This is a genomic window from Streptomyces sp. SS1-1, from assembly GCF_008973465.1.
In the GTDB taxonomy this organism is placed as follows: Bacteria; Actinomycetota; Actinomycetes; order Streptomycetales; family Streptomycetaceae; genus Streptomyces.
Map to the genome: position 1 here is coordinate 5,116,140 of NZ_WBXN01000004.1, position 19,972 is coordinate 5,136,111.

Sequence of the window (19,972 nt, forward strand, 5' to 3'; positions counted from 1 at the left end):
CTAACGCTCCTGCTGGTGAGTGGGGCTCGGGAAGCTGCCGGTCTGGCCGCTGCCGGCCTGACGGCCCTGAGCGATGCCCCGACGGAGATTGGTCAGCCGGCCGCGTACGTCATCGGGCGCACGCGAGACCTGCGGACCGCTTTGGTGCTGTTGCTGCTGAGCCGTGCCGGGGACGAGGTTCGCCCGGGGCACCCGGCGCGGCAGGCCGGAGGTGGTGACTCCGCCCGCGGCGGGCTGCCTGACGCGTTCAGCCTGCCGGACGAGGTCGTCGTTCGGCGAGCTGCGCCAGGCGGTCGACGCGGAGCGCTGGGGGGCGGAGGACGGCTGGGGCCGCTCCGCCGGGGCCGGACGCTCCTGCTGCGGAGCGGCGGCCGGGGTGTCGGTGCCCGGCTGGCGTCCCTGCGGACCGCCGTGGAACCAGTTGGTCTCGAGCGTGTCGTACAGCGGGGTACGGCCGTCGCCGGGACCGGTCGCCGGCGGCAGGGCCTCGGGCTCCTGACGCACGGGACGCTGCTGCGGACGCTGCGGCGGGACGGGGGGCTGCTGGCCCGCGCCGTAGCCGTTGTTGCCGCCGTACGAACCGCCGTTGACCTGGGGCCGCTCGAACTGGCCGGTCGACTCCGGGCTCTGGCGGCCCGGCAGCGAGTGCCGGCCCGTCGAGCTGTTGTCGTACGACTGCGGCACGGCGAACTGGCCCGTCTGCGAGGCGTTGTTCTGCCCCGAGCCGTTGGTGCCGAAGACGTCCGGGCGGACGAACTGGCCGGTGTCCTGCTGCGCGTCGGCGCCGGGGCGGGCGAACTGACCCGTGTTCTGCGGGTCGTAACCGCCGGGAGCCTGGGCGTCGAAGTCCGGGCGGGCGAACTCCGAGGTGGAGGCCGGGCCCTGCCGGTCGTCGATCCGCGGCATCCGCGAGGTCTGCTGCGCCGGGTCCTCGTCGTGCCCGCGCGGGGCGTCGAGCGAGGCGCGCGGCACCGGGGGCTGCGCGTTCTCGTCGCTCCAGCTGGGACGCGAGGGCTGGTTGCCGCCCGGCAGCTCGGCCCGCGCGCCACCGCGCGGCGGCAGCTGCGGCCGGCGGCCACGGCGGGGGCCCTGCTCGCCGCCGGCGGGCGGCGCCTGCGGAGGCGTCGGGGCGCTCTGACGGGACTGGTCGCGTCCGGGGGCGGTCCCGCGGGAGCCGCCGAACATGTCCTGACCGGCACCGTTGCTCTGCATGCCCTGCCCGGCGCCCTGCGAGGGGCCGCCGAACATGGCACCGGCCTGGGCCGGCCGGCCCTGCGCGGGAGCACCGGGACCGCCCTGCGGTCCGCGCGGCGCGCCCGGCCCGCCCTGCATACCGTCGCCGTCACGTCCGGGCAGCGCCGCACGCGGGCCCTGACCGGCGCCGAGCCGGCCACCGCCCGGGGCACCGCCACCCGGCGCACCCCCGCCGAAGGCACCGCCACCGGACTGCACCTGACGGCGCGCGGCGGCCGCACCCGCGGCGGCCTGCGCGGCGGCGGGACCGCCGGAGGCACCGGGGCCGTTCGGGCCGGGCTTGCCGCCGGCCGGCTTGCCGCCCTGGGCGACGTCGACGGGCAGCATGACCAGCGCGGTCGTACCACCGGAGTCGGACGGGCGGAGCTGGATGCGGATGCCGTGGCGCTGCGACAGACGGCCGACCACGAACAGACCCATGCGGCGGGAGACCGAGACGTCCACGGTGGGCGGCGAGGCGAGCCGCTCGTTGATCGCCGCGAGGTCCTCGGGGGAGAGGCCGATACCGGTGTCGTGGATCTCGATCAGCACGCGGCCGTCGGGCAGCGCGTGACCGGTGACCTTGACCTTGGTCTGCGGCGAGGAGAACGAGGTCGCGTTCTCCAGCAGCTCGGCGAGGAGGTGCACGAGGTCGTTGACCACACGGCCGGCCACTTCGGTGGTCGGCACGGCGGCCAGCTCGATGCGCTCGTACTGCTCCACCTCGGACGCGGCGGCGCGGAGCACGTCGACCAGGGGGACCGGGCGGGTCCACCGGCGGCCGGGCTCCTCACCCGCGAGGACGAGGAGGTTCTCACCGTTACGGCGCATACGCGTCGCGAGGTGGTCGAGCTTGAAGAGCGAGGACAGCTGGTCCGGGTCGGCCTCGCGGGACTCCAGTTCGGAGATGAGCGAGAGCTGACGCTGGATGAGGCCCTGGGAGCGGCGCGAGAGGTTGGTGAACATCGCGTTGACGTTGCCCCGCAGGAGGGCCTGCTCGGCGGCGAGGCGGACCGCCTCGCGGTGCACGTCGTCGAAGGCCGCGGCCACCTGGCCGATCTCGTCCCGGGAGTGCACACCGACCGACTCCACGGACGTGTCGACGTCCTGCGGGTCGGCCTCGGAGAGCTGCTTGACCAGCTCGGGCAGACGGTCCTGGGCGACCTTGGTGGCGGTCTCCTCCAGCCGGCGCAGCGAGCGGATCATGGAGCGGGCCACGACGAAGGCGCCGACCAGCGACACACCGAGCACGAGCAGGATCAGCGCACCGGAGATGATCGCTTCGCGCTCGGACTCGTTGCGCAGCTCGCGGGCCTTCTGCTCCATCTCCTCGAGCAGCGTGGTCTCGATGGCGCGCATGCCCTGGATCTTGGTGGTGCTGTCGTCCACCCAGTCCCGGTAGGAGCGCTTGTCCAGCGAGGCGAGGCCGGTGGCCGACGTCAGGGCGCGGGTGGCGTAGGTGTCACTGGCCTTGATCGTCGGGTTGCCGTCGCCGATCGGCTTCAGCAGCTCGTCCGCGGGCTCGCTGCCGTAGATGCTCTTGAAGGAGCGAAGCTCGGACTTCTGGCTCTCCAGCGCGGAGTCGGCGTAGAGGCGGTCGTTGTCCGAGAGGTCGGCGTCGGTGGTGTTGTTCGCCGGGAGGGCCGCGGCGAGGACCGCGCGCTGGATGGAGGCGTACTCCTTGGCGGAGGAGAACGACGCCAGGGCGCGGGTGCTCTGGATCATGTCGGGGTTGCTGGTCGCCTCGGCCATGTCCTGGGAGAGGTCCAGCAGGTGGGTGATCAGCCGGTGGTAGGCCTCGACGGTCTGCGTGGAGTTGCCGTCGGCCTGGTACGCCGTGCCGCGGACCTCGGAGAGCGTGCCGAGTTCGCGGATGAGCTGGACGATGTTGTCGCGGACGCCCTTGAGGCTGCCGTCCTTGCTCTGGTCGTCGATCTCCTCGGAGGCGTCCCGGAAGCTCTGCGCGGCGCGGTCCGTCTTGTCGCGGTAGCCCTTGACCGTGTAGTCGGTCGACTTGGCGCCGTGGGCGAGCGGACCGGCGGACTGGTCGCGCTCCTCCTGGAGCGCGTGCGCGAGCTCGGTGGCCCGCTTGGTCATGTCCGTCAGCAGCCGCATGTTCTCCAGCTGCTGGATGTCGTCCATGTTGTCGCTGATACGCAGGGCGCCCAGCGAGGTGGCCGCGACCACGGGGAGCGTCAGCAGCGCGACGAGGCGCGTGGAGATACGCCAGTTGCGCAGGGCTATTCGTGAGCCCGGGCCGACCTCGCCCTTGGCCGGCTTCTTCGTCGGAGGCGGGGGAACCGCGGCACCCGGGGACGCCGACACGGCGGGGCGCCCGGAGCGCTCACCGCTGTCGACCGACGGGGCCGGGCCCTGGGTCTGGGCGTGCTGGGGCGAGGGACCTCGGTCGGTCCCGCCGTGCTCCGGCTCCGCCGAAGCGCTGCCATCCCTCTTGAAACGTCCCTGCACTAGCGTCGCAACCTCTGGACCAGGCGCCCTTCCGCGTGAGCGGTCGGACACGGTGTCGGCGTATTGGGGAGCGTCCTGAACACGCTCCCTGGTGGTCGTGAGTGACCGGCGCTGGCTCCCCCTTCTCGCCGCCACTCGGCGCGTCGATGCGCCCCCTGTGCGCCGGCTCGATCCTGCGGCGGTCCGTGGAATTCCAGCACAGTGCAGGATCGCCAACAAGGCCCGTAGGCCGAGCCGTGACATACGTGACACCGCGTGAGGGGGGAATTACCTGCCGTGGATCGTCATTCACCTCAGAACGGACATAGGTCCGCGAGTCGCTTTACGGCGCAAGGTGCCCAAGTCGCCATGATCAGGAGCGGAATGATGGGTTCAGGGGGCGATTGTCCGTTTCTCCACCCAGGGGGGCAGGCCTGAATTGCCCGGATTATGCATCGGGGCGTGAGGAAACTCACACCCAGATCAAGGGGTCTTCACGACTTCTCCGGGAAGCGGATGTTTAGCCTGACGCTTTACAAGAGGGATGTTTCTGCCCACCCGCGTCCGGACGCAGGCCTCGACAGGCCCGTATCCGGGCGCTTCGTCACGACAGGACTCAGTACGACCGTGAAGACGACGATGATCCACACGATAGCCAACCCGCGGCGCACGAAGCTGGCCCACCTCGACAGCGCCGACGAACTGCGTCTCCCCGAGCAGCCGGAGCACTCCCTCGACCTCCCCGCTCAGACCGCCAACCCCAAGCGCACCATCCTCCAGGAACTCCCCGCGACCACCGTCGCCGGTTAGTACGGACACGGGCGGCATGTCGTTCATCGCCGGACGACCGCCCGTCGGAGGGATCCGTCACGACGGCCCCGGCGTCCGCGCCGCTCGCGCGAGGCGCGGACGCCTCACCGCGCTAGCCTGGAGCGTCAGACTCCAGCCGGCTTCAAGTGAGGGGCGCAGGATCCCGTGCGCATCGCCAGATTCTCCATCGACGGGAACGTCGCCTTCGGCGCGGTCGAGGGCGACAGGCCGGACGAACACGTCCTCGACATCATCAAGGGCATCCCGTTCACGGACTTCGAGCTCTCCGGCACGAAGGTGCCGCTGAGCAAGGTCAGGCTGCTGCCGCCGGTCCTCCCCAACAAGGTCGTCGCCTTCGGCCGCAACTACGCCGAGCACGCCCGTGAACTCGGCAACGAGGTGCCCGACGCCCCGTTCGCCTTCTTCAAGCCGTCCACCTCGGTGATCGGCCCCGGCGACGAGATCCAGTACCCGTCCTTCACCCAGGACCTCCACCACGAGGCGGAACTCGCCGTCGTCATCGGCCGGCTGTGCCGCGAGGTCCCGCGCGAGCGCGTCAAGGACGTGATCTTCGGCTACACGTGCGCCAACGACATCACCGCGCGGGACGTCCAGAAGCGCGAGAAGCAGTGGGCCCGGGCCAAGGGCTTCGACAGCTCCTGCCCGCTCGGCCCCTGGGTGGAGACCGGACTGGACATCGGGACGGCCTCCGACCTGACGATCCAGCTCACGGTCAACGGCGAACAGCGCCAGCTGGGCCGCACCAGCGAGATGATCCACGGCATCGAGGATCTGATCGTCAACATCTCCGAGGCCATGACGCTGCTCCCCGGCGACGTCATCCTCACGGGCACCCCGGCAGGCGTCGGACCCCTCAACGTCGGCGACGACGTCGCCGTCACCATCGAAGGCATCGGCACTCTCACCAACAAGGTTGTCAAGCGTGGCTAGCGCACCTGTACGCGTCCGTTTCTGCCCGTCGCCCACCGGTAACCCCCACGTGGGCCTGGTCCGCACCGCCCTGTTCAACTGGGCGTTCGCCAAGCACCACCAGGGCACGCTGGTCTTCCGTATCGAGGACACCGACGCGGCCCGCGACTCCGAGGAGTCCTACAACCAGTTGCTGGACGCCATGCGCTGGCTGGGCTTCGACTGGGACGAGGGCCCCGAGGTCGGCGGCCCGCACGCGCCGTACCGCCAGTCGCAGCGGATGGACCTCTACAAGGACGTCGCCGCCAAGCTGCTCGACGCCGGCCACGCCTACCACTGCTACTGCTCCCAGGAGGAGCTGGACACCCGCCGCGAGGCCGCCCGCGCCGCCGGCAAGCCGTCCGGCTACGACGGGCACTGCCGCGAGCTCACCGACGCCCAGATCGAGGAGTACAAGGCCCAGGGCCGCACGCCGATCGTCCGCTTCCGGATGCCCGACGAGCCGATCACCTTCACGGACCTGGTCCGCGGCGAGATCACCTACCTCCCGGAGAACGTGCCGGACTACGGCATCGTCCGGGCCAACGGCGCCCCGCTCTACACGCTGGTCAACCCGGTCGACGACGCCCTCATGGAGATCACCCACGTCCTGCGCGGCGAGGACCTGCTCTCCTCCACCCCCCGCCAGATCGCCCTCTACAAGGCGCTCACCGAACTGGGCGTCGCCAAGGGGACCCCGGCCTTCGGCCACCTGCCGTACGTGATGGGCGAGGGCAACAAGAAGCTCTCCAAGCGCGACCCGCAGTCCTCGCTGAACCTCTACCGCGAGCGCGGCTTCCTGCCCGAGGGCCTGCTCAACTACCTCTCGCTGCTCGGCTGGTCGCTCTCCGCCGACCAGGACATCTTCACCATCGACGAGATGGTCGCGGCCTTCGAGATCGAGGACGTCAACCCGAACCCGGCCCGCTTCGACCTCAAGAAGTGCGAGGCGATCAACGCCGACCACATCCGGATGCTCGACGTGAAGGACTTCGCCGAGCGCTGCCGTCCGTGGCTCCAGGCCCCCGTCGCCCCGTGGGCCCCGGAGGCGTTCGACGAGGCGAAGTGGCAGGCGATCGCCCCGCACGCGCAGACCCGGCTCAAGGTCCTCTCCGAGATCACCGACAACGTCGACTTCCTGTTCCTGCCGGAGCCGGTCTTCGACGAGGCGTCCTGGACCAAGGCCATGAAGGAGGGCTCCGACGCCCTGCTGCGCACCGCCCGCGAGAAGCTGGAGGCCGCCGACTGGTCCTCCGCCGAGTCGCTGAAGGAGGCCGTCCTGGCCGCCGGTGAGGCCCACGGCCTCAAGCTCGGCAAGGCCCAGGCCCCGGTCCGCGTCGCGGTCACCGGCCGCACGGTCGGCCTGCCGCTCTTCGAGTCCCTGGAGGTCCTGGGCAAGGAGAAGACGCTGGCCCGGATCGACGCGGCGCTGGCGAAGCTGTCCGCCGCCTGATCCCACGCACGGCCCCGAGGGGCGGCAGCCGCGGACCGCGGCTGCCGCCCCTCAGGCATCGGCGCCGATGTCAGTGGGCGCGGCTACGGTTCCTGGCATCAAGTTCCTTGATCAGGAAGGCGCGCCGTCATGCCGATGTCCCCTCGCGACTACACCTGGCTGTTCACGCCGGGCAGCACGTTCAGCCACCCCTCCGGTCCCACCGGCGTGATCCACGTGGCCGACGGCGGCGAGCTGGACCTGCCCACCGGACGGATCGTCGCCTGCGACCCCTTCGTCTGCCTCGGCACCGGCGACGTGGAGCCCTTCACGGTCACCGTCGCCCCCGGCCGCTACCGCGTCGAGGCCGCCGTCGCCACCCTCACCCACCCCGGCGAGGCCCCCTCCGACCGCCCCCACCGCCGGGTGGCGGCGGCCCGCCTGGTGATCCGCGACGAACCCACCGTCACGTGGGAGCCGGCCCTGCTCCCCGGCCAGGACCCGGCCGACCTCGGGGAGGACGAGTTCTACGGCTACGGCGTCGACGCCGGGACCGGCTGCTTCTACGACGCCGCGGCCGAGCAGGGCTTCCCGGAGGCGCAGGCGGACGAGGGGCCGCTGTGGGACGCCTTCGAGGACAGCGACTGGTCCGGCGGACCCCACCTGGTCAGGTCCCCCGCCACCGGGCACACCCTGGCCGCCTTCACCTCGGGCTGGGGCGACGGCGCCTACCCGACCTGGACGGGCCGGGGCGCCGACGGGGAGGTCACCTGCCTCGTCACCGACTTCTTCGTGGCCCCGGACCCCGCGGAGACCCTGGTCTGACCGGCCCCCCGGCGGATCCCCGGACACGCCCCGGTGCCGCGCGCTACCGTCGGATCATGGGCATTCGCGCGGTGGTCTGGGACGTGGACGACACCCTCTTCGACTACACCGCGGCCGACCGGGCCGGGATGCGCGCGCACCTGGCGGCCGAGGGGCTGCTCGAGCGGTACGGGAGCGCCGAGCGGGCCCTGACGCTGTGGCGCGAGGTCACCGAGGCGCAGTGGGCCCGCTACGCGGCCGGCGAGGCGACCTTCCCGGCGCAGCGCCGCGACCGGGTGCGGGTCTTCCTCGGCGAGGAACTGGACGACACCGAGGCGGACGCCTGGTTCGATCGGTACGTGGCGCACTACGAGACGGCCTGGGCGCTGTTCCCGGACGTGCTGCCGGTCCTGGACGCCCTCGCGGCCAGCCACCGGCACGCGGTGCTGTCCAACTCCAGCCTGCACGTCCAGGACCGCAAACTGCGGGTGCTGGGCGTCCACGACCGCTTCGAGGCCATCCTGTGCGCGGCCGAGCTGGGCGTGTCCAAGCCGGAGGCGGGCGCCTTCCACGCCGCCTGCGCCGCCCTGCGGCTCGCCCCGCACGAGGTGGCGTACGTCGGCGACCATCCGCTGATCGATGGGCGGGGCGCCGCGGACGCCGGGCTGCTGTCGGTCTGGATCGACCGTGACGGCGTGCACACCGCCGATGACGGGGCCTCCGGCCCCCACCGGATCGCCTCGCTCGCCGAACTCCCCGCCCTGCTCGGCGCCGATACCCGTTTTGGAGCCCGGCCCACGTTCAGGTAATGTTCTTCCTGCGCCGCCGGGGAGCGGGCCGAAAGGCCGGGAACCGGGGGAGCGAACTAGAACAAGATCCCCTCAGGGGCTTGCGTTCCAGTGGCCTATGGTGTAATTGGCAGCACGACTGATTCTGGTTCAGTTAGTCTTGGTTCGAGTCCAGGTAGGCCAGCTCGCAGAGCTTATCTGCGCCGCGGAGTTCCATCCGCAAAGCCCCCGTTGTGTAGCGGCCTAGCACGCTGCCCTCTCAAGGCAGTAGCGCCGGTTCGAATCCGGTCGGGGGTACAGATCCTTCCCGCGAGGACGGCTCGGGTAGCTCCCACCGACCTCGATGCAGGATCGCTAGGGCCCCCGTTGTGTAGCGGCCTAGCACGCCGCCCTCTCAAGGCGGTAGCGCCGGTTCGAATCCGGTCGGGGGTACAAACTGGTCTAAACCACATTGGTCTATGGTGTAATTGGCAGCACGACTGATTCTGGTTCAGTTAGTCTTGGTTCGAGTCCAGGTAGACCAGCTCGGATCTGCGGAAACGTACGATCCTCGCCCCCGTTGTGTAGCGGCCTAGCACGCCGCCCTCTCAAGGCGGTAGCGCCGGTTCGAATCCGGTCGGGGGTACAGCGAGAAGGCCCTCCGCTTCGGCGGGGGGCCTTCGGCGTGTCCCCGCTCGCTCGTGTCTCCGCTCACTCGAAGCCGTAGCGCCGCGCGGACTCCTCCTCCTGCGCCAGCCGGTGCAGGGCCTGAAGCATCGGCTCCACCAGGACCGCGCCCAGCACCGCCGTCTCGACCTTCTCCGCCTCCGACGCCCGGGTCTCCACGAAGTCCAGGTCGAGGACGGCCGCCCCGTGCATCAACCGGGCGTAGGACAGCAGCAGTTGAGGGTCCCAGTCGTAGCCGAGGCGCCGCAGGGCCGCCACCGCCACGACCAGCGAGCGATAGGCGGGGGAGATCGACACCAGCGCCTGGGCGTGGGACCAGCCCAGCTCCGCCAGGAGCCGGTCCGCCGTCTCGTGGGCGCCCCGGACGTACTCGTCGTCCTCGTCCGGCTCCGGGACCTGGGGGAGGGCCCACAGGGCCGCGCCCATCCGGATCGTCCGGGGCAGGGCGTCGTCGTCGACGTGCCCGAGCACCTCCCGGACCGTCGCCACCGGCAGCCGCCCCACCTGGATCAGGGCGCGCACCAGCCGCAGCCGGCGCAGGTGCTCCTGGTCGTACTCGGCGGTGCGGGCGTTGATCTGGCGGCCGGGGCTCAACAGGCCCTCGCGCAGGTAGTACTTGATCGTCGCGATGGGCACGCCACTGCGCTCGCTCAGCTCCGCCAGCCGCATCTCTTGCGCCTCCCCTTGGACAGTGCCACTATCCAACCACCGAACAGATGGATAGTGCCGCTATCCGATGGCGGAACCAGGGGGCGACATGGTCGCGAAACCGGTGCTGGGGCGTACGACGGCCGACACCGAGGGCGATGTGGTGGTGCTGCTCATCGGCATGCGGATCAACCACTTCTGGGCGGTGCACCAGTGGCTCCCGGTCATGCTGGCGATGTTCCGCATGTTGGCGGAGCTCGCGAAGGACGGCGACCGGGGGCTGCTGGGGCGGGTGCTCCTGACGGCCTCGCCGCGGACGTACTACGTCGTCCAGTACTGGGAGTCCAAGGAGAAGCTGTACGCGTACGCCGCCTCGCCGGACATGTTCCACCACAAGGTGTGGGGCATCGTGAACCGCAAGGAGCGGGCCGGCAGGGTCCGCGGGCACGTGGGGATCTGGCACGAGTCGTACGTCGTGCCGGAGGGGTCGTACGAGTCCATCTACGGGGACATGCCGGCGTTCGGCCTCGCGGCCGCGCACGGACAGGTGCCGGTGGAGCGGCGCGGCCGGTCCGCGAAGGACCGCTTCGCCCACCGGTCGGGCGGCGCGGGCTCCTGAGAGATCGGTGCCGTCGGTCCGGGAGGCGCCGCGGCGTTGAGGCGCGTCCAGGACCGACGGCGTGCGTACGTCGTCGCCGGCGGGGTCAGCCCGTGCGGCGCAGGGCCTCGGACAGGCGGGAGGCGGCGTCGATGACCGCCTGGGCGTGCATGCGGCCGGGGTGGCGCGTGAGGCGCTCGATGGGGCCGGAGACCGACACGGCGGCCACCACGCGGTTCGACGGGCCGCGCACCGGCGCGGAGACCGAGGCGACACCCGGCTCGCGCTCGCCGATCGACTGGGCCCAGCCGCGGCGCCGTACGCCGGAGAGGGCGGTGGCCGTGAAGCGGGCGCCCTGCAGGCCGCGGTGCAGCCGCTCGGGCTCCTCCCAGGCCATCAGGATCTGCGCGGAGGAACCCGCCTTCATCGTCAGCGTCGAGCCGACCGGGACCGTGTCCCGCAGGCCGGACAGCCGCTCCGCCGCGGCGACGCAGATGCGCATGTCGCCCTGGCGGCGGTAGAGCTGGGCGCTCTCGCCCGTGACGTCCCGCAGATGCGTGAGGACCGGGCCGGCGGTCGCGAGGAGACGGTCCTCACCCGCCGCCGCGGCCAGTTCCGCGAGGCGGGGGCCGAGAATGAATCGGCCCTGCATGTCGCGCGCCACCAGCCGGTGGTGTTCCAATGCCACGGCCAGCCGGTGGGCCGTGGGTCGTGCGAGTCCGGTGGCCGAGACGAGTCCCGCGAGGGTGGCCGGTCCGGACTCCAGGGCGCTCAGGACAAGGGCTGCCTTGTCCAGGACGCCGACGCCGCTACTGTTGTCCATGCAACGATACTCGCGTCTCACTCTGTGAAACGCAAGTTCAATTTCCCGTGGAACACGCCACTCTGGATGTCACGAAGGCACAGCGGCCCGTGGACCAGAACGGGCCTGGCGGCGGACGTCCGGAAGCAGGGGCACGGACGGCGGTCGCCCTCTCAAGATCTCTAGTTGGGCCGGTGGACCGTAGACCGGCCGAAGGGAAAGCGATGGGTAGGACACTCGCGGAGAAGGTCTGGGACGACCACGTCGTCCGGCGCGCCGAGGGCGAGCCCGACCTCCTCTTCATCGATCTGCACCTGCTGCACGAGGTGACCAGTCCGCAGGCCTTCGACGGTCTGCGCAAGAGCGGCCGGCAGGTGCGCCGGCTCGACCTCACCATCGCGACCGAGGATCACAACACCCCGACCCTCGACATCGACAAGCCCATCGCGGACCCCGTCTCCCGCGTCCAGCTGGAGACCCTGCGCAAGAACGCCGCCGAGTTCGGCGTCCGGCTGCACCCGCTGGGCGACGTCGAGCAGGGCGTCGTCCACGTCGTCGGCCCGCAGCTCGGTCTGACGCAGCCCGGCATGACCGTGGTCTGCGGCGACTCGCACACCTCCACGCACGGCGCGTTCGGCGGCCTGGCGTTCGGCATCGGCACCTCCCAGGTGGAGCATGTGCTGGCCACCCAGACGCTGCCCATGGCCCGCCCGAAGACCATGGCCATCACGGTCGACGGCGAGCTGCCCGAGGGCGTCACCGCCAAGGACCTGATCCTGGCGATCATCGCCCGGATCGGCACCGGCGGCGGCCAGGGCTACGTCCTGGAGTACCGCGGCTCCGCCATCGAGAAGCTCTCGATGGAGGCCCGCATGACCATCTGCAACATGTCGATCGAGGCGGGCGCCCGCGCGGGCATGATCGCCCCCGACCAGACCACCTTCGACTACCTCGAGGGCCGTCCGCACGCGCCGAAGGGCGAGGACTGGGACGCGGCCGTCGCGTACTGGAAGACGCTGAGGACGGACGACGACGCCGAGTTCGACGCCGAGGTGGTCATCGACGCCTCCGAGCTGTCGCCGTTCGTCACCTGGGGCACCAACCCGGGCCAGGGCGCGCCGCTTTCGGCGTCCGTCCCCGACCCGGCTTCGTACGAAGACGCCTCGGAGCGTCTGGCCGCCGAAAAGGCCCTGGAGTACATGGGGTTGGAGGCCGGTCAGCCGCTGCGCTCCATCAAGGTGGACACCGTCTTCGTAGGCTCGTGCACCAACGGCCGCATCGAGGACCTGCGCGCCGCCGCCGAGCTCGTCAAGGGCCGCAAAGTCGCCGACGGCGTACGGATGCTGGTCGTCCCCGGCTCCGCCCGGGTCGGTCTGCAGGCCGTCTCCGAGGGCCTGGACGTCGTCTTCAAGGAGGCCGGCGCCGAGTGGCGGCACGCCGGCTGCTCGATGTGCCTGGGCATGAACCCCGACCAGCTGGCCCCCGGCGAGCGCTCGGCGTCCACGTCCAACCGCAACTTCGAGGGCCGGCAGGGCAAGGGCGGCCGTACGCACCTGGTGTCGCCGCAGGTCGCGGCGGCCACCGCGGTCCTGGGCCACCTGGCCTCCCCGGCCGACCTGTCCGACGCCGAGACCCGTACGCCCGCTGGAGTCTGATCAGTCATGGAAGCATTCACCAAGCACACCGGCCGGGCCGTCCCGCTGCGCCGCTCCAACGTCGACACCGACCAGATCATCCCTGCTCACTGGCTCAAGAAGGTGACCAGGGACGGCTTCGAGGACGGGCTGTTCGAGGCCTGGCGCAAGGACCCGGAGTTCGTGCTCAACCGCCCCGAGCGCGAAGGCGCCACGGTGCTGGTCGCCGGCCCCGACTTCGGCACCGGCTCCTCCCGTGAGCACGCCGTGTGGGCGCTGCAGAACTACGGCTTCAAGGCCGTGATCTCGTCCCGCTTCGCCGACATCTTCCGCGGCAACTCGCTGAAGAACGGCCTGCTCACGGTCGTGCTGGACCAGAAGATCGTGGACGCGCTGTGGGAGCTCACCGAGAAGGACCCCACGGCCGAGGTCACGGTGGACCTCGAGGCGCGTGAGGTGCGCGCCGAGGGCATCACCGCCGCCTTCGAGCTGGACGAGAACTCCCGCTGGCGGCTGCTGAACGGCCTCGACGACATCTCGATCACCCTCCAGAACGAGGCCGACATCGCGGCCTACGAGGCGAAGCGGCCGTCGTTCAAGCCGCGCACCCTCCAGGGCTGATCCGGACGTCGCGCAAGGCGACTTTCGGCCACCCCAACACACCCGCAGTACCCCCGATCGGTCCGATCGGGGGTACTGCCATGTCTGCACCCGAACGGCCCTGCGCGATCGGGGCGCCGCTCACAACACCCCACGTTACGAAGGGTGTTGCCGGGGTACGCGAGACATGTCACCGCGGCTTCCGCAAGTGCCCGGAAGGCCAACTGAGGCCGGAGTTGCACCCCTGGCAGGCGACAACTCGCCCCAGATGGCACAATCTGTGCATGGAACACGACGGCCAACTCGAGCTCTATGCGGCGGTCGCGGACCAACTCAAGGAAGCGCACGCGAGCGTGCGCGCACTGCAAGTCCCGGAGGGCGTACGGATGGCGCTGACCCGGAAGCTGCTGGTCATTACGGCCGCGGCCAAGCACGACGTCGCCGAAGCGGCAAGGCGTCTGGAGCGGTTCGTCGCGGACCTCGACGCGGGGCGATTCCCCGAAGAGGAACGCTGAGAACACCTTCGAGGCAGTCGAGTCTGTTGCGGCACAAGGGTGATTAGCCCGTTTCGTGTTTGATTTGCGGTATATATCTGCCTAACGTGCGAAAAAGCTTGAACACTTTCGTTCTGGCGATGTCTCCGAAGGGGAAGACGTGAACAAGGCGCAGCTCGTAGAAGCGATTGCCGACAAGATGGGCGGCCGCCAGCAGGCCGCCGATGCTGTCGACCACGTACTGGACGCGATCGTCCGCGCCGTCGTGGCGGGGGAGCGGGTCTCGGTCACCGGCTTCGGTTCGTTCGAGAAGGTCGACCGCCCGGCCCGGTACGCCCGCAACCCTCAGACGGGCGAGCGGGTTCGGGTCAAGAAGACCTCGGTTCCCCGCTTCCGCGCCGGTCAGGGCTTCAAGGACCTGGTGAGCGGCTCGAAGAAGCTGCCGCGCGGCGGAGAGGTCTCCGTGAAGAAGGCACCCAAGGGCAGCCTCACCGGCGGCGCCTCGGCCACGGTCAAGAAGGCCGCCGCCAAGAAGACCACCAAGGCCGCCGCGAAGAAGACCTCGGCCGCCGCCAAGAAGACGACTGCGAAGAAGACCACGGCGACGGCGAAGAAGACGGCCGCGAAGAAGGCGCCGGCGAAGAAGACGACGACGGCCGCCGCCAAGAAGACGACGGCGAAGAAGACCACGGCGACGGCGAAGAAGACGGCCGCGAAGAAGGCCCCGGCGAAGAAGGCCACCGCCAAGAAGGCGCCCGCCAAGAAGTCGACGGCTCGCAAGACCACCGCCAAGGCGACCGCCCGCAAGAGGTAGAACCGCAGGGGCACTCACGCGCCGGGCCGGACTCCGCACGGAGTCCGGCCCGCGGCGTTCCCGGGCCCCGTCAGAAGGTCTGCAGCGTCACCAGCGTCACGCGCAGCGAACCGCCGTCGCCCTCCGTCTCGATGCGGACCCGCTGCCCGGGCCGCAGCAGCCGCAGGCCGCCCGCGTCGAAGGCCGGGGCGTCGAAGGGGACGGGGGTCCCGTCGTCCAGGAGCACGCTGCCGGAGCGGGTGTCGGCGTCGTAGGTGTATGCGGTGGCCTGCATGTTCGCAGCCTATGCGCTCTGCCGGGGGGCCGCGAGGGGGTGTTCGCCGGGTGCGGTGCGTCCGCCCGTCCTACGCGCCCTCGGTGAGCAGCCGCGCCGCCACCTGGGCCGTGCGCGGGCCGACGCCCAGCGCCAGGGCGGCCCGCAGATCCGCGCCGGTGTCCACGTCCTGGCGTACGGAGTCCACATCGTGGAGGGGCAGTTCCCATGCGCCGGAGGCGCGGTGCCGGGCGCGCGAGTTCTCCCCGAACTCCGGCCGCAGCGCATTCCTGGGCGCCGCCGCCAGCAGGGTCGTACCGATGCCCGCCGCGTCCGCGAGAAAGGCGCGCGGGAATTCCGCCGCCGCGTCCAGGACCCGGGCCAATTCCAGCGGGCGCAGGGCGGGGAGATCCGCGTTCAGGGCGGCCACCGCCGCCTCGGGGCGGGGGGCGCGCACGGCGGCGGCCGCGTGCGCCAGCGCCGCGTTGAGACCGCCGCGCGGTTCGTCGGAGACGATGTGGGCGCCGAGCAGCGCCAGCTCGCGGCCCGCCCGCTCGTCGTCCGTGACGACGGCCACATCCTTCACCGCCGAGCAGGCCAGTGCCGCCGCGACGGTGTCCTGGGCGAAGGCGAGGGCCAGCTCCGGGCGCAGCGCGTCGGCCGCGGTGTCCGACAGCCTGCTCTTCGCCCGTGCCAAGGGCTTCAGGGGTACGACCAAGGTCCACTGCACCGGTGTTCCGTCCCTCTCTCGTCGCGGTCATTGTCGCCCAGCCGTCCCCGGAGGCGTCCGGCGGCCGCGGGGCGCGGCGGCGGACGGAGGGCCCTGGAGGGGTGGGGGCGCGCAACGGGCGGGCGTAGTGTTCTCGACAGACCGGCGGCCTGGGGCGACACTTGTGCGGCCCCCCGGCCCGATGTCGTCGATTTCCTAGAGGAAGGTGTCCGCGTGCCCCGCCGCAGAATCGGCTTCTGGTACCGCTTCGCCGCGGTGATCTGCAAACCACCGCTGGTGGCTCTGATCAAGCGGGACTGGCGTGGAATGGAGCACATTCCGGCCGAGGGCGGATTTATCACCGCGGTGAACCACAATTCGCACATCGATCCCTTCGCGTACGCGCACTTTCAGTACAACACCGGCAGGGTTCCGCGATTCCTCGCGAAGAGCGGCCTTTTCAAGAAGGGATTCGTCGGCGCCGCGATGCGCGGCACCGGGCAGATCCCCGTCTACCGGGAGACCACGGACGCGCTGAGCGCCTTCCGCGCGGCGATCGACGCGGTCGAGCGCGGCGAGTGCGTGGCGTTCTACCCGGAGGGCACCCTCACCCGCGACCCGGACCTGTGGCCCATGACCGGCAAGACCGGTGCCGCGCGGGTCGCCCTGCAGACCAGGTGCCCGGTGATCCCGGTCGCCCAGTGGGGCGCCAACGAACTGCTGCCGCCCTACGCCAAGAAGCCGCACCTGTTCCCGCGCAAGACGCACCGCGTGCTCGCCGGACCCCCGGTCGACCTCTCGGCGTTCTACGACCAGGAGATGACTCCCGAGCTGCTGAAGGAGGCGACCGAGGTCATCATGGCCGCGATCACCCGCCAGCTCGAGGAGATCCGCGGGGAGAAGGCGCCCGACGTGCCCTACGACCCGCGCCGTGAGCGCATCGAGCAGCGCCGCAGGACCACAGCGCAGAGCCGGCCGGCTCGGGAGGAGCAGGCCGAGCAGGAGGAGGGGCAGGGCACGTGAGCAAGCCCGTCAAGGCGGCCGTCATGGGCACGGGATCGTGGGGCACCGCCTTCGGCATGGTCCTCGCCGACGCCGGCTGCGAGGTGACCCTGTGGGCCCGGCGCGCCGGCCTGGCCGACGCGGTCAACTCCACCCGGACCAACCCGGACTACCTCCCCGGCGTCGAACTGCCCCGCAATCTGCGGGCCACCACGGACGCCGCCGAGGCCACCCGCGACGCCGACTTCACCGTCCTCGCCGTCCCCTCGCAGACGCTGCGCGCCAACCTCGCCGACTGGACCCCGCTGCTCGCCCCGGGCACCGTCCTCGTCTCCCTGATGAAGGGCGTCGAACTCGGCTCCGCGATGCGGATGAGCGAGGTCATCGAGGACGTCGCCAAGGTCGGCCCGGACCGCATCGCCGTGGTCACCGGACCCAACCTGGCACGGGAGATCGCCGCGCGGATGCCTGCCGCCGCGGTCGTCGCCTGTACCGACGAGGCGGTCGCCCAGCGCCTCCAGGCGCACTCCCACACGCCGTACTTCCGCCCGTACACCAACACCGACGTGGTGGGCTGCGAGCTCGGCGGTGCCGTGAAGAACGTCATCGGCCTCGCCGTCGGCATCGCGGACGGCATGGGTCTCGGCGACAACGCCAAGGGCTCCCTCATCACCCGCGGCCTCGCCGAGACGACCCGGCTCGGGATGGCGCTGGGCGCCGACCCGCTGACGTTCTCCGGGCTCGCCGGCCTCGGCGACCTGGTGGCCACCTGCTCCTCGCCGCTCTCGCGCAACCACACCTTCGGCACCAACCTCGGCAAGGGCATGACCCTGCAGGAGACCATCGCGGTCACCAAGCAGACCGCCGAGGGCGTCAAGTCCTGCGAGTCCGTGCTGGATCTGGCCCGCAGGCACGGGGTGGACATGCCGATCACGGAGACGGTCGTCGGCATCGTGCACGAGGGCAAGCCGCCGGTCGTCGCGCTGAAGGAGCTGATGTCGCGCAGCGCGAAACCGGAGCGGCGCTGAGCGACCGGTTCCGCTTGAGCCACCCTTTCGGGGCATCTCTCGAACCGCCACCCGTCAACGGACGCTGACTCGGCGCCCTACCACCGGGTACTCTCATCGCGATATGAGCACCGAGAACCTCCCCCAGAGCCCCGACCGGCCGGCGCGCAAGCCGCGGGTGGCCGTCGTCTTCGGCGGACGCAGCTCCGAGCACGGGATCTCCGCGGTCACCGCGGGGGCCGTGCTGCGCGCGATCGACCGGACCACGTACGACGTCCTGCCGATCGGCATCACGCAGAGCGGCCGCTGGGTGCTCACCGCCGACGACCCGGACCGCATGGCGATCACCGACCGCCGTACGCCCAGCGTCGACCAGCTCGCCGAGTCCCACGACGGCGGTGTGGTGCTGCCCGTCGACCCGGCGAACCGCGAAGTCGTCTACAGCGAGCCCGGTTCGGTGCCCAAGGCGCTGGGCGAGATCGACGTCGTCTTCCCGGTGCTGCACGGCCCGTACGGCGAGGACGGCACCCTGCAGGGGCTGCTGGAGCTCTCCGGTGTGCCGTACGTGGGTTCGGGTGTGCTCGCCTCGGCCGTCGGCCAGGACAAGGAGTACATGAAGCGGGTGTTCACGTCGTTCGGGCTCAAGGTCGGCCCGTACGTGGTGATCCGGCCGCGTGAGTGGGAGCAGGACGAGTCCGCCGCCCGCAAGAAGATCATCGACCTGGCGGGCGACCACGGCTGGCCGCTGTTCGTGAAGCCCGCGCGCGCGGGCTCCTCCATCGGCATCACCAAGGTCGACGACCTGTCCGGGCTGGACGAGGCGATCGCCGAGGCGCGCCGGCACGACCCGAAGTTCCTCGTGGAGGCGGCCCTGCGCGGCCGGGAGATCGAGTGCGGGGTGCTGGAGTTCGAGGACGGCCCGCGGGCCTCCGTCCCCGCCGAGATCCCGCCGCCCGACGCCCACGCGTACTACGACTTCGAGGCCAAGTACATCGACTCCACGCCCGGCATCGTCCCGGCGCCGCTGACGGCCGAGGAGACGGCAGAGGTGCGGCGCCTGGCCGTGGACGCCTTCGAGGCGGCCTCGTGCGAGGGCCTGGTGCGGGCGGACTTCTTCCTCACCGAGGACGGGGAGTTCGTGATCAACGAGATCAACACGATGCCCGGCTTCACGCCGATCTCGATGTACCCGCAGATGTGGCAGGCCACCGGGGTCGAGTACCCGGAGCTGATCGACCGGCTCATCAAGGCGGCGCTGCGGCGCTCGACCGGACTGCGCTGACAGCAGCTCCGGAACCTCAGTCGGCGATCCCTTCGGGGATCGCCTTCTTGATGGCCGGGGCCAGGTCGATCAGCACGCCCGAGGTGTCCCGGCCCTCGGGCACGTCCACCTCGACGTACGCCTTGCGCAGAGCCGAGGTGAACCGGTACCCCCCGTCGTCGCGCTTCTCCATCAGCCAGCGGACGCCCTCCACGCCGCCGGCCACCGCGTCGGGGTCCCTGCCCTCGGCCACCTTCGGGTCCAGCATCTTGGGCGGCCGTTCGACACCGCACCGCAGTATGATCGCCGGGTCTCCCCAGCCCGCGGTCAACGCGGACGCGGGCGAGGGATCCTCACGGTCCGCCCCGTCCACCTCGGCCGGCAGCACCTTGTCGAGGTTCCGGCACAGCTCCGTGGCTTTCGCACCGGGACTGGGAACCGCAGCCGACGCACCGCCGTCTGCCGAGGAGCAGCCCGCGGCGGTGACGAGAACGGCGAGTGCGGGCAGCCCGAGGACGACAGCGCGCCGGTGACGGAAAGAGTTCACCGGCCAAGGGTAGACGGGGGCTACAGATGGACGACGGGGCAGGTCAGGGTGCGGGTGATGCCGTCCACTTGCTGGACTTTGGCGACCACCATGCGACCGAGGTCGTCGACGGTGTCGGCCTGGGCGCGGACGATGACGTCGTACGGTCCCGTCACGTCCTCGGCCTGGATGACTCCAGGGAGCTTGCCGATGGTCTCGGCGACGGTCGACGCCTTGCCGACCTCGGTCTGGATCAGGATGTACGCCTGTACCACGGAACCTCCAGGGCGGCCACGAGGATCATGTGGGGAAAAGGAACGCCACGGTATCGCGTCGCCGCTCGCCGCGGGGAGACCCGCGAGGGCCGGGGCTTGCGCGCCGGGGTGCACGCACGGCAGAAGTTGACGTGCACCTCGACCGTAGCGAGGGCAGCAGGGACGCGCGACCGGGTGCGAACAGGGATAGAAGGGGCGT

The 19,972-nt window shown here is 71.0% G+C and carries 20 protein-coding genes and 5 tRNA genes; 18 read left to right on the forward strand and 7 right to left on the reverse strand.

The genetic code is table 11. From position 1 onward, the window contains the following. Nucleotides 1–3,702, reverse strand: coding sequence for a nitrate- and nitrite sensing domain-containing protein (locus F8R89_RS24965; RefSeq protein WP_151786044.1), 3,702 nt, complete (start codon nucleotides 3,700–3,702; stop codon nucleotides 1–3). Between the two features lie 606 nt (nucleotides 3,703–4,308). Here F8R89_RS24965 and F8R89_RS24970 point away from each other — a divergent pair. From F8R89_RS24970 to F8R89_RS25015, 10 genes are all read left to right on the forward strand, one after another. Then, nucleotides 4,309–4,491, forward strand: coding sequence for a hypothetical protein (locus tag F8R89_RS24970; protein ID WP_192806419.1), 183 nt, complete (start codon nucleotides 4,309–4,311; stop codon nucleotides 4,489–4,491). 165 nt (nucleotides 4,492–4,656) lie between these two features. After that, nucleotides 4,657–5,442: a fumarylacetoacetate hydrolase family protein gene (locus tag F8R89_RS24975; protein WP_151786045.1), complete on the forward strand. Its 786-nt coding sequence runs from the start codon at nucleotides 4,657–4,659 to the stop codon at nucleotides 5,440–5,442. After that, nucleotides 5,426–6,913 carry a glutamate--tRNA ligase gene (gene gltX / locus F8R89_RS24980; RefSeq protein ID WP_151786046.1) on the forward strand — a complete coding sequence of 496 codons (1,488 nt, stop codon included), beginning with the start codon at nucleotides 5,426–5,428 and terminating at the stop codon, nucleotides 6,911–6,913. The genes F8R89_RS24975 and gltX overlap by 17 nt, the downstream gene beginning before the upstream one ends. Nucleotides 6,914–7,042: 129 nt before the next feature. Next, complete coding sequence (locus F8R89_RS24985) at nucleotides 7,043–7,717, forward strand: DUF4241 domain-containing protein (protein ID WP_151786047.1); 675 nt, start codon at nucleotides 7,043–7,045, stop codon at nucleotides 7,715–7,717. Between the two features lie 56 nt (nucleotides 7,718–7,773). Further along, complete coding sequence (locus F8R89_RS24990) at nucleotides 7,774–8,505, forward strand: HAD family hydrolase (RefSeq protein ID WP_151786048.1); 732 nt, start codon at nucleotides 7,774–7,776, stop codon at nucleotides 8,503–8,505. A 91-nt stretch (nucleotides 8,506–8,596) separates the two neighbouring features. After that, a tRNA-Gln gene (locus F8R89_RS24995) sits at nucleotides 8,597–8,668 on the forward strand. 40 nt (nucleotides 8,669–8,708) lie between these two features. Next, nucleotides 8,709–8,781 (forward strand) — tRNA-Glu (locus F8R89_RS25000). Nucleotides 8,782–8,843: 62 nt separating this feature from the next. Then, nucleotides 8,844–8,916: transfer RNA gene (locus F8R89_RS25005), tRNA-Glu, on the forward strand. Between the two features lie 20 nt (nucleotides 8,917–8,936). After that, nucleotides 8,937–9,008 (forward strand) — tRNA-Gln (locus F8R89_RS25010). Between the two features lie 28 nt (nucleotides 9,009–9,036). After that, nucleotides 9,037–9,109: transfer RNA gene (locus F8R89_RS25015), tRNA-Glu, on the forward strand. 65 nt (nucleotides 9,110–9,174) lie between these two features. On the opposite strand, the gene F8R89_RS25020 is transcribed toward F8R89_RS25015, so the two are convergent. After that, a complete protein-coding gene (locus F8R89_RS25020; protein ID WP_151786049.1) occupies nucleotides 9,175–9,819 on the reverse strand; it encodes a MerR family transcriptional regulator in 645 nt (214 codons plus the stop codon). Between the two features lie 88 nt (nucleotides 9,820–9,907). On the opposite strand from F8R89_RS25020, the gene F8R89_RS25025 reads away from it, so the two are divergent. After that, on the forward strand, nucleotides 9,908–10,417 hold the full coding sequence (locus tag F8R89_RS25025) for a DUF4188 domain-containing protein (protein WP_151786050.1): 510 nt from the start codon (nucleotides 9,908–9,910) through the stop codon (nucleotides 10,415–10,417). Between the two features lie 85 nt (nucleotides 10,418–10,502). Here F8R89_RS25025 and ndgR read toward each other — a convergent pair whose 3' ends face one another. Beyond that, entirely contained in the window at nucleotides 10,503–11,219 is a 717-nt protein-coding gene (gene ndgR / locus F8R89_RS25030; protein WP_055623332.1) for an IclR family transcriptional regulator NdgR, read from the reverse strand. Nucleotides 11,220–11,422: 203 nt separating this feature from the next. On the opposite strand from ndgR, the gene leuC reads away from it, so the two are divergent. The 4 genes from leuC (at nucleotide 11,423) to F8R89_RS25050 (ending at nucleotide 14,740) form a co-directional block, all read left to right on the forward strand. Next, nucleotides 11,423–12,853 (forward strand): 3-isopropylmalate dehydratase large subunit, encoded by a 1,431-nt coding sequence (leuC, locus tag F8R89_RS25035; protein WP_151786051.1) that lies wholly within the window; start codon nucleotides 11,423–11,425, stop codon nucleotides 12,851–12,853. Nucleotides 12,854–12,859: 6 nt separating this feature from the next. Further along, nucleotides 12,860–13,453, forward strand: coding sequence for a 3-isopropylmalate dehydratase small subunit (leuD, locus tag F8R89_RS25040; RefSeq protein ID WP_151786052.1), 594 nt, complete (start codon nucleotides 12,860–12,862; stop codon nucleotides 13,451–13,453). Between the two features lie 263 nt (nucleotides 13,454–13,716). Further along, the gene (locus tag F8R89_RS25045) at nucleotides 13,717–13,947 is read left to right on the forward strand and encodes a hypothetical protein (RefSeq protein WP_055623329.1); all 231 of its coding nucleotides are present in this window, start codon (nucleotides 13,717–13,719) and stop codon (nucleotides 13,945–13,947) included. Between the two features lie 139 nt (nucleotides 13,948–14,086). Next, nucleotides 14,087–14,740 carry an HU family DNA-binding protein gene (locus F8R89_RS25050; protein WP_151786053.1) on the forward strand — a complete coding sequence of 218 codons (654 nt, stop codon included), beginning with the start codon at nucleotides 14,087–14,089 and terminating at the stop codon, nucleotides 14,738–14,740. 70 nt (nucleotides 14,741–14,810) lie between these two features. Here F8R89_RS25050 and F8R89_RS25055 read toward each other — a convergent pair whose 3' ends face one another. Together F8R89_RS25055 and cofC are read right to left on the reverse strand one after the other, a co-directional pair. Further along, a complete protein-coding gene (locus F8R89_RS25055) occupies nucleotides 14,811–15,014 on the reverse strand; it encodes a hypothetical protein (protein WP_055623327.1) in 204 nt (67 codons plus the stop codon). Between the two features lie 70 nt (nucleotides 15,015–15,084). Next, nucleotides 15,085–15,723 carry a 2-phospho-L-lactate guanylyltransferase gene (cofC, locus tag F8R89_RS25060; RefSeq protein WP_151786054.1) on the reverse strand — a complete coding sequence of 213 codons (639 nt, stop codon included), beginning with the start codon at nucleotides 15,721–15,723 and terminating at the stop codon, nucleotides 15,085–15,087. Between the two features lie 213 nt (nucleotides 15,724–15,936). Here cofC and F8R89_RS25065 point away from each other — a divergent pair, with 213 nt between their 5' ends. The 3 genes from F8R89_RS25065 to F8R89_RS25075 all read left to right on the forward strand — a co-directional run bounded on the left by F8R89_RS25065 (nucleotide 15,937) and on the right by F8R89_RS25075 (nucleotide 18,993). Then, the gene (locus tag F8R89_RS25065) at nucleotides 15,937–16,725 is read left to right on the forward strand and encodes a lysophospholipid acyltransferase family protein (RefSeq protein ID WP_151786055.1); all 789 of its coding nucleotides are present in this window, start codon (nucleotides 15,937–15,939) and stop codon (nucleotides 16,723–16,725) included. Further along, nucleotides 16,722–17,732, forward strand: a complete 1,011-nt coding sequence (locus F8R89_RS25070; protein WP_062666639.1) for an NAD(P)H-dependent glycerol-3-phosphate dehydrogenase — start codon at nucleotides 16,722–16,724, stop codon at nucleotides 17,730–17,732. The genes F8R89_RS25065 and F8R89_RS25070 overlap by 4 nt, the downstream gene beginning before the upstream one ends. Before the next feature lie 103 nt (nucleotides 17,733–17,835). Further along, nucleotides 17,836–18,993, forward strand: a complete 1,158-nt coding sequence (locus tag F8R89_RS25075) for a D-alanine--D-alanine ligase family protein (protein WP_151786056.1) — start codon at nucleotides 17,836–17,838, stop codon at nucleotides 18,991–18,993. A 16-nt stretch (nucleotides 18,994–19,009) separates the two neighbouring features. On the opposite strand, the gene F8R89_RS25080 is transcribed toward F8R89_RS25075, so the two are convergent. Further along, nucleotides 19,010–19,519 (reverse strand): DUF3515 domain-containing protein, encoded by a 510-nt coding sequence (locus F8R89_RS25080; protein WP_151786057.1) that lies wholly within the window; start codon nucleotides 19,517–19,519, stop codon nucleotides 19,010–19,012. Nucleotides 19,520–19,539: 20 nt separating this feature from the next. Beyond that, nucleotides 19,540–19,773 carry an Lrp/AsnC family transcriptional regulator gene (locus tag F8R89_RS25085; protein ID WP_055623321.1) on the reverse strand — a complete coding sequence of 78 codons (234 nt, stop codon included), beginning with the start codon at nucleotides 19,771–19,773 and terminating at the stop codon, nucleotides 19,540–19,542. Between the last annotated feature and the right edge of the window lie 199 nt (nucleotides 19,774–19,972).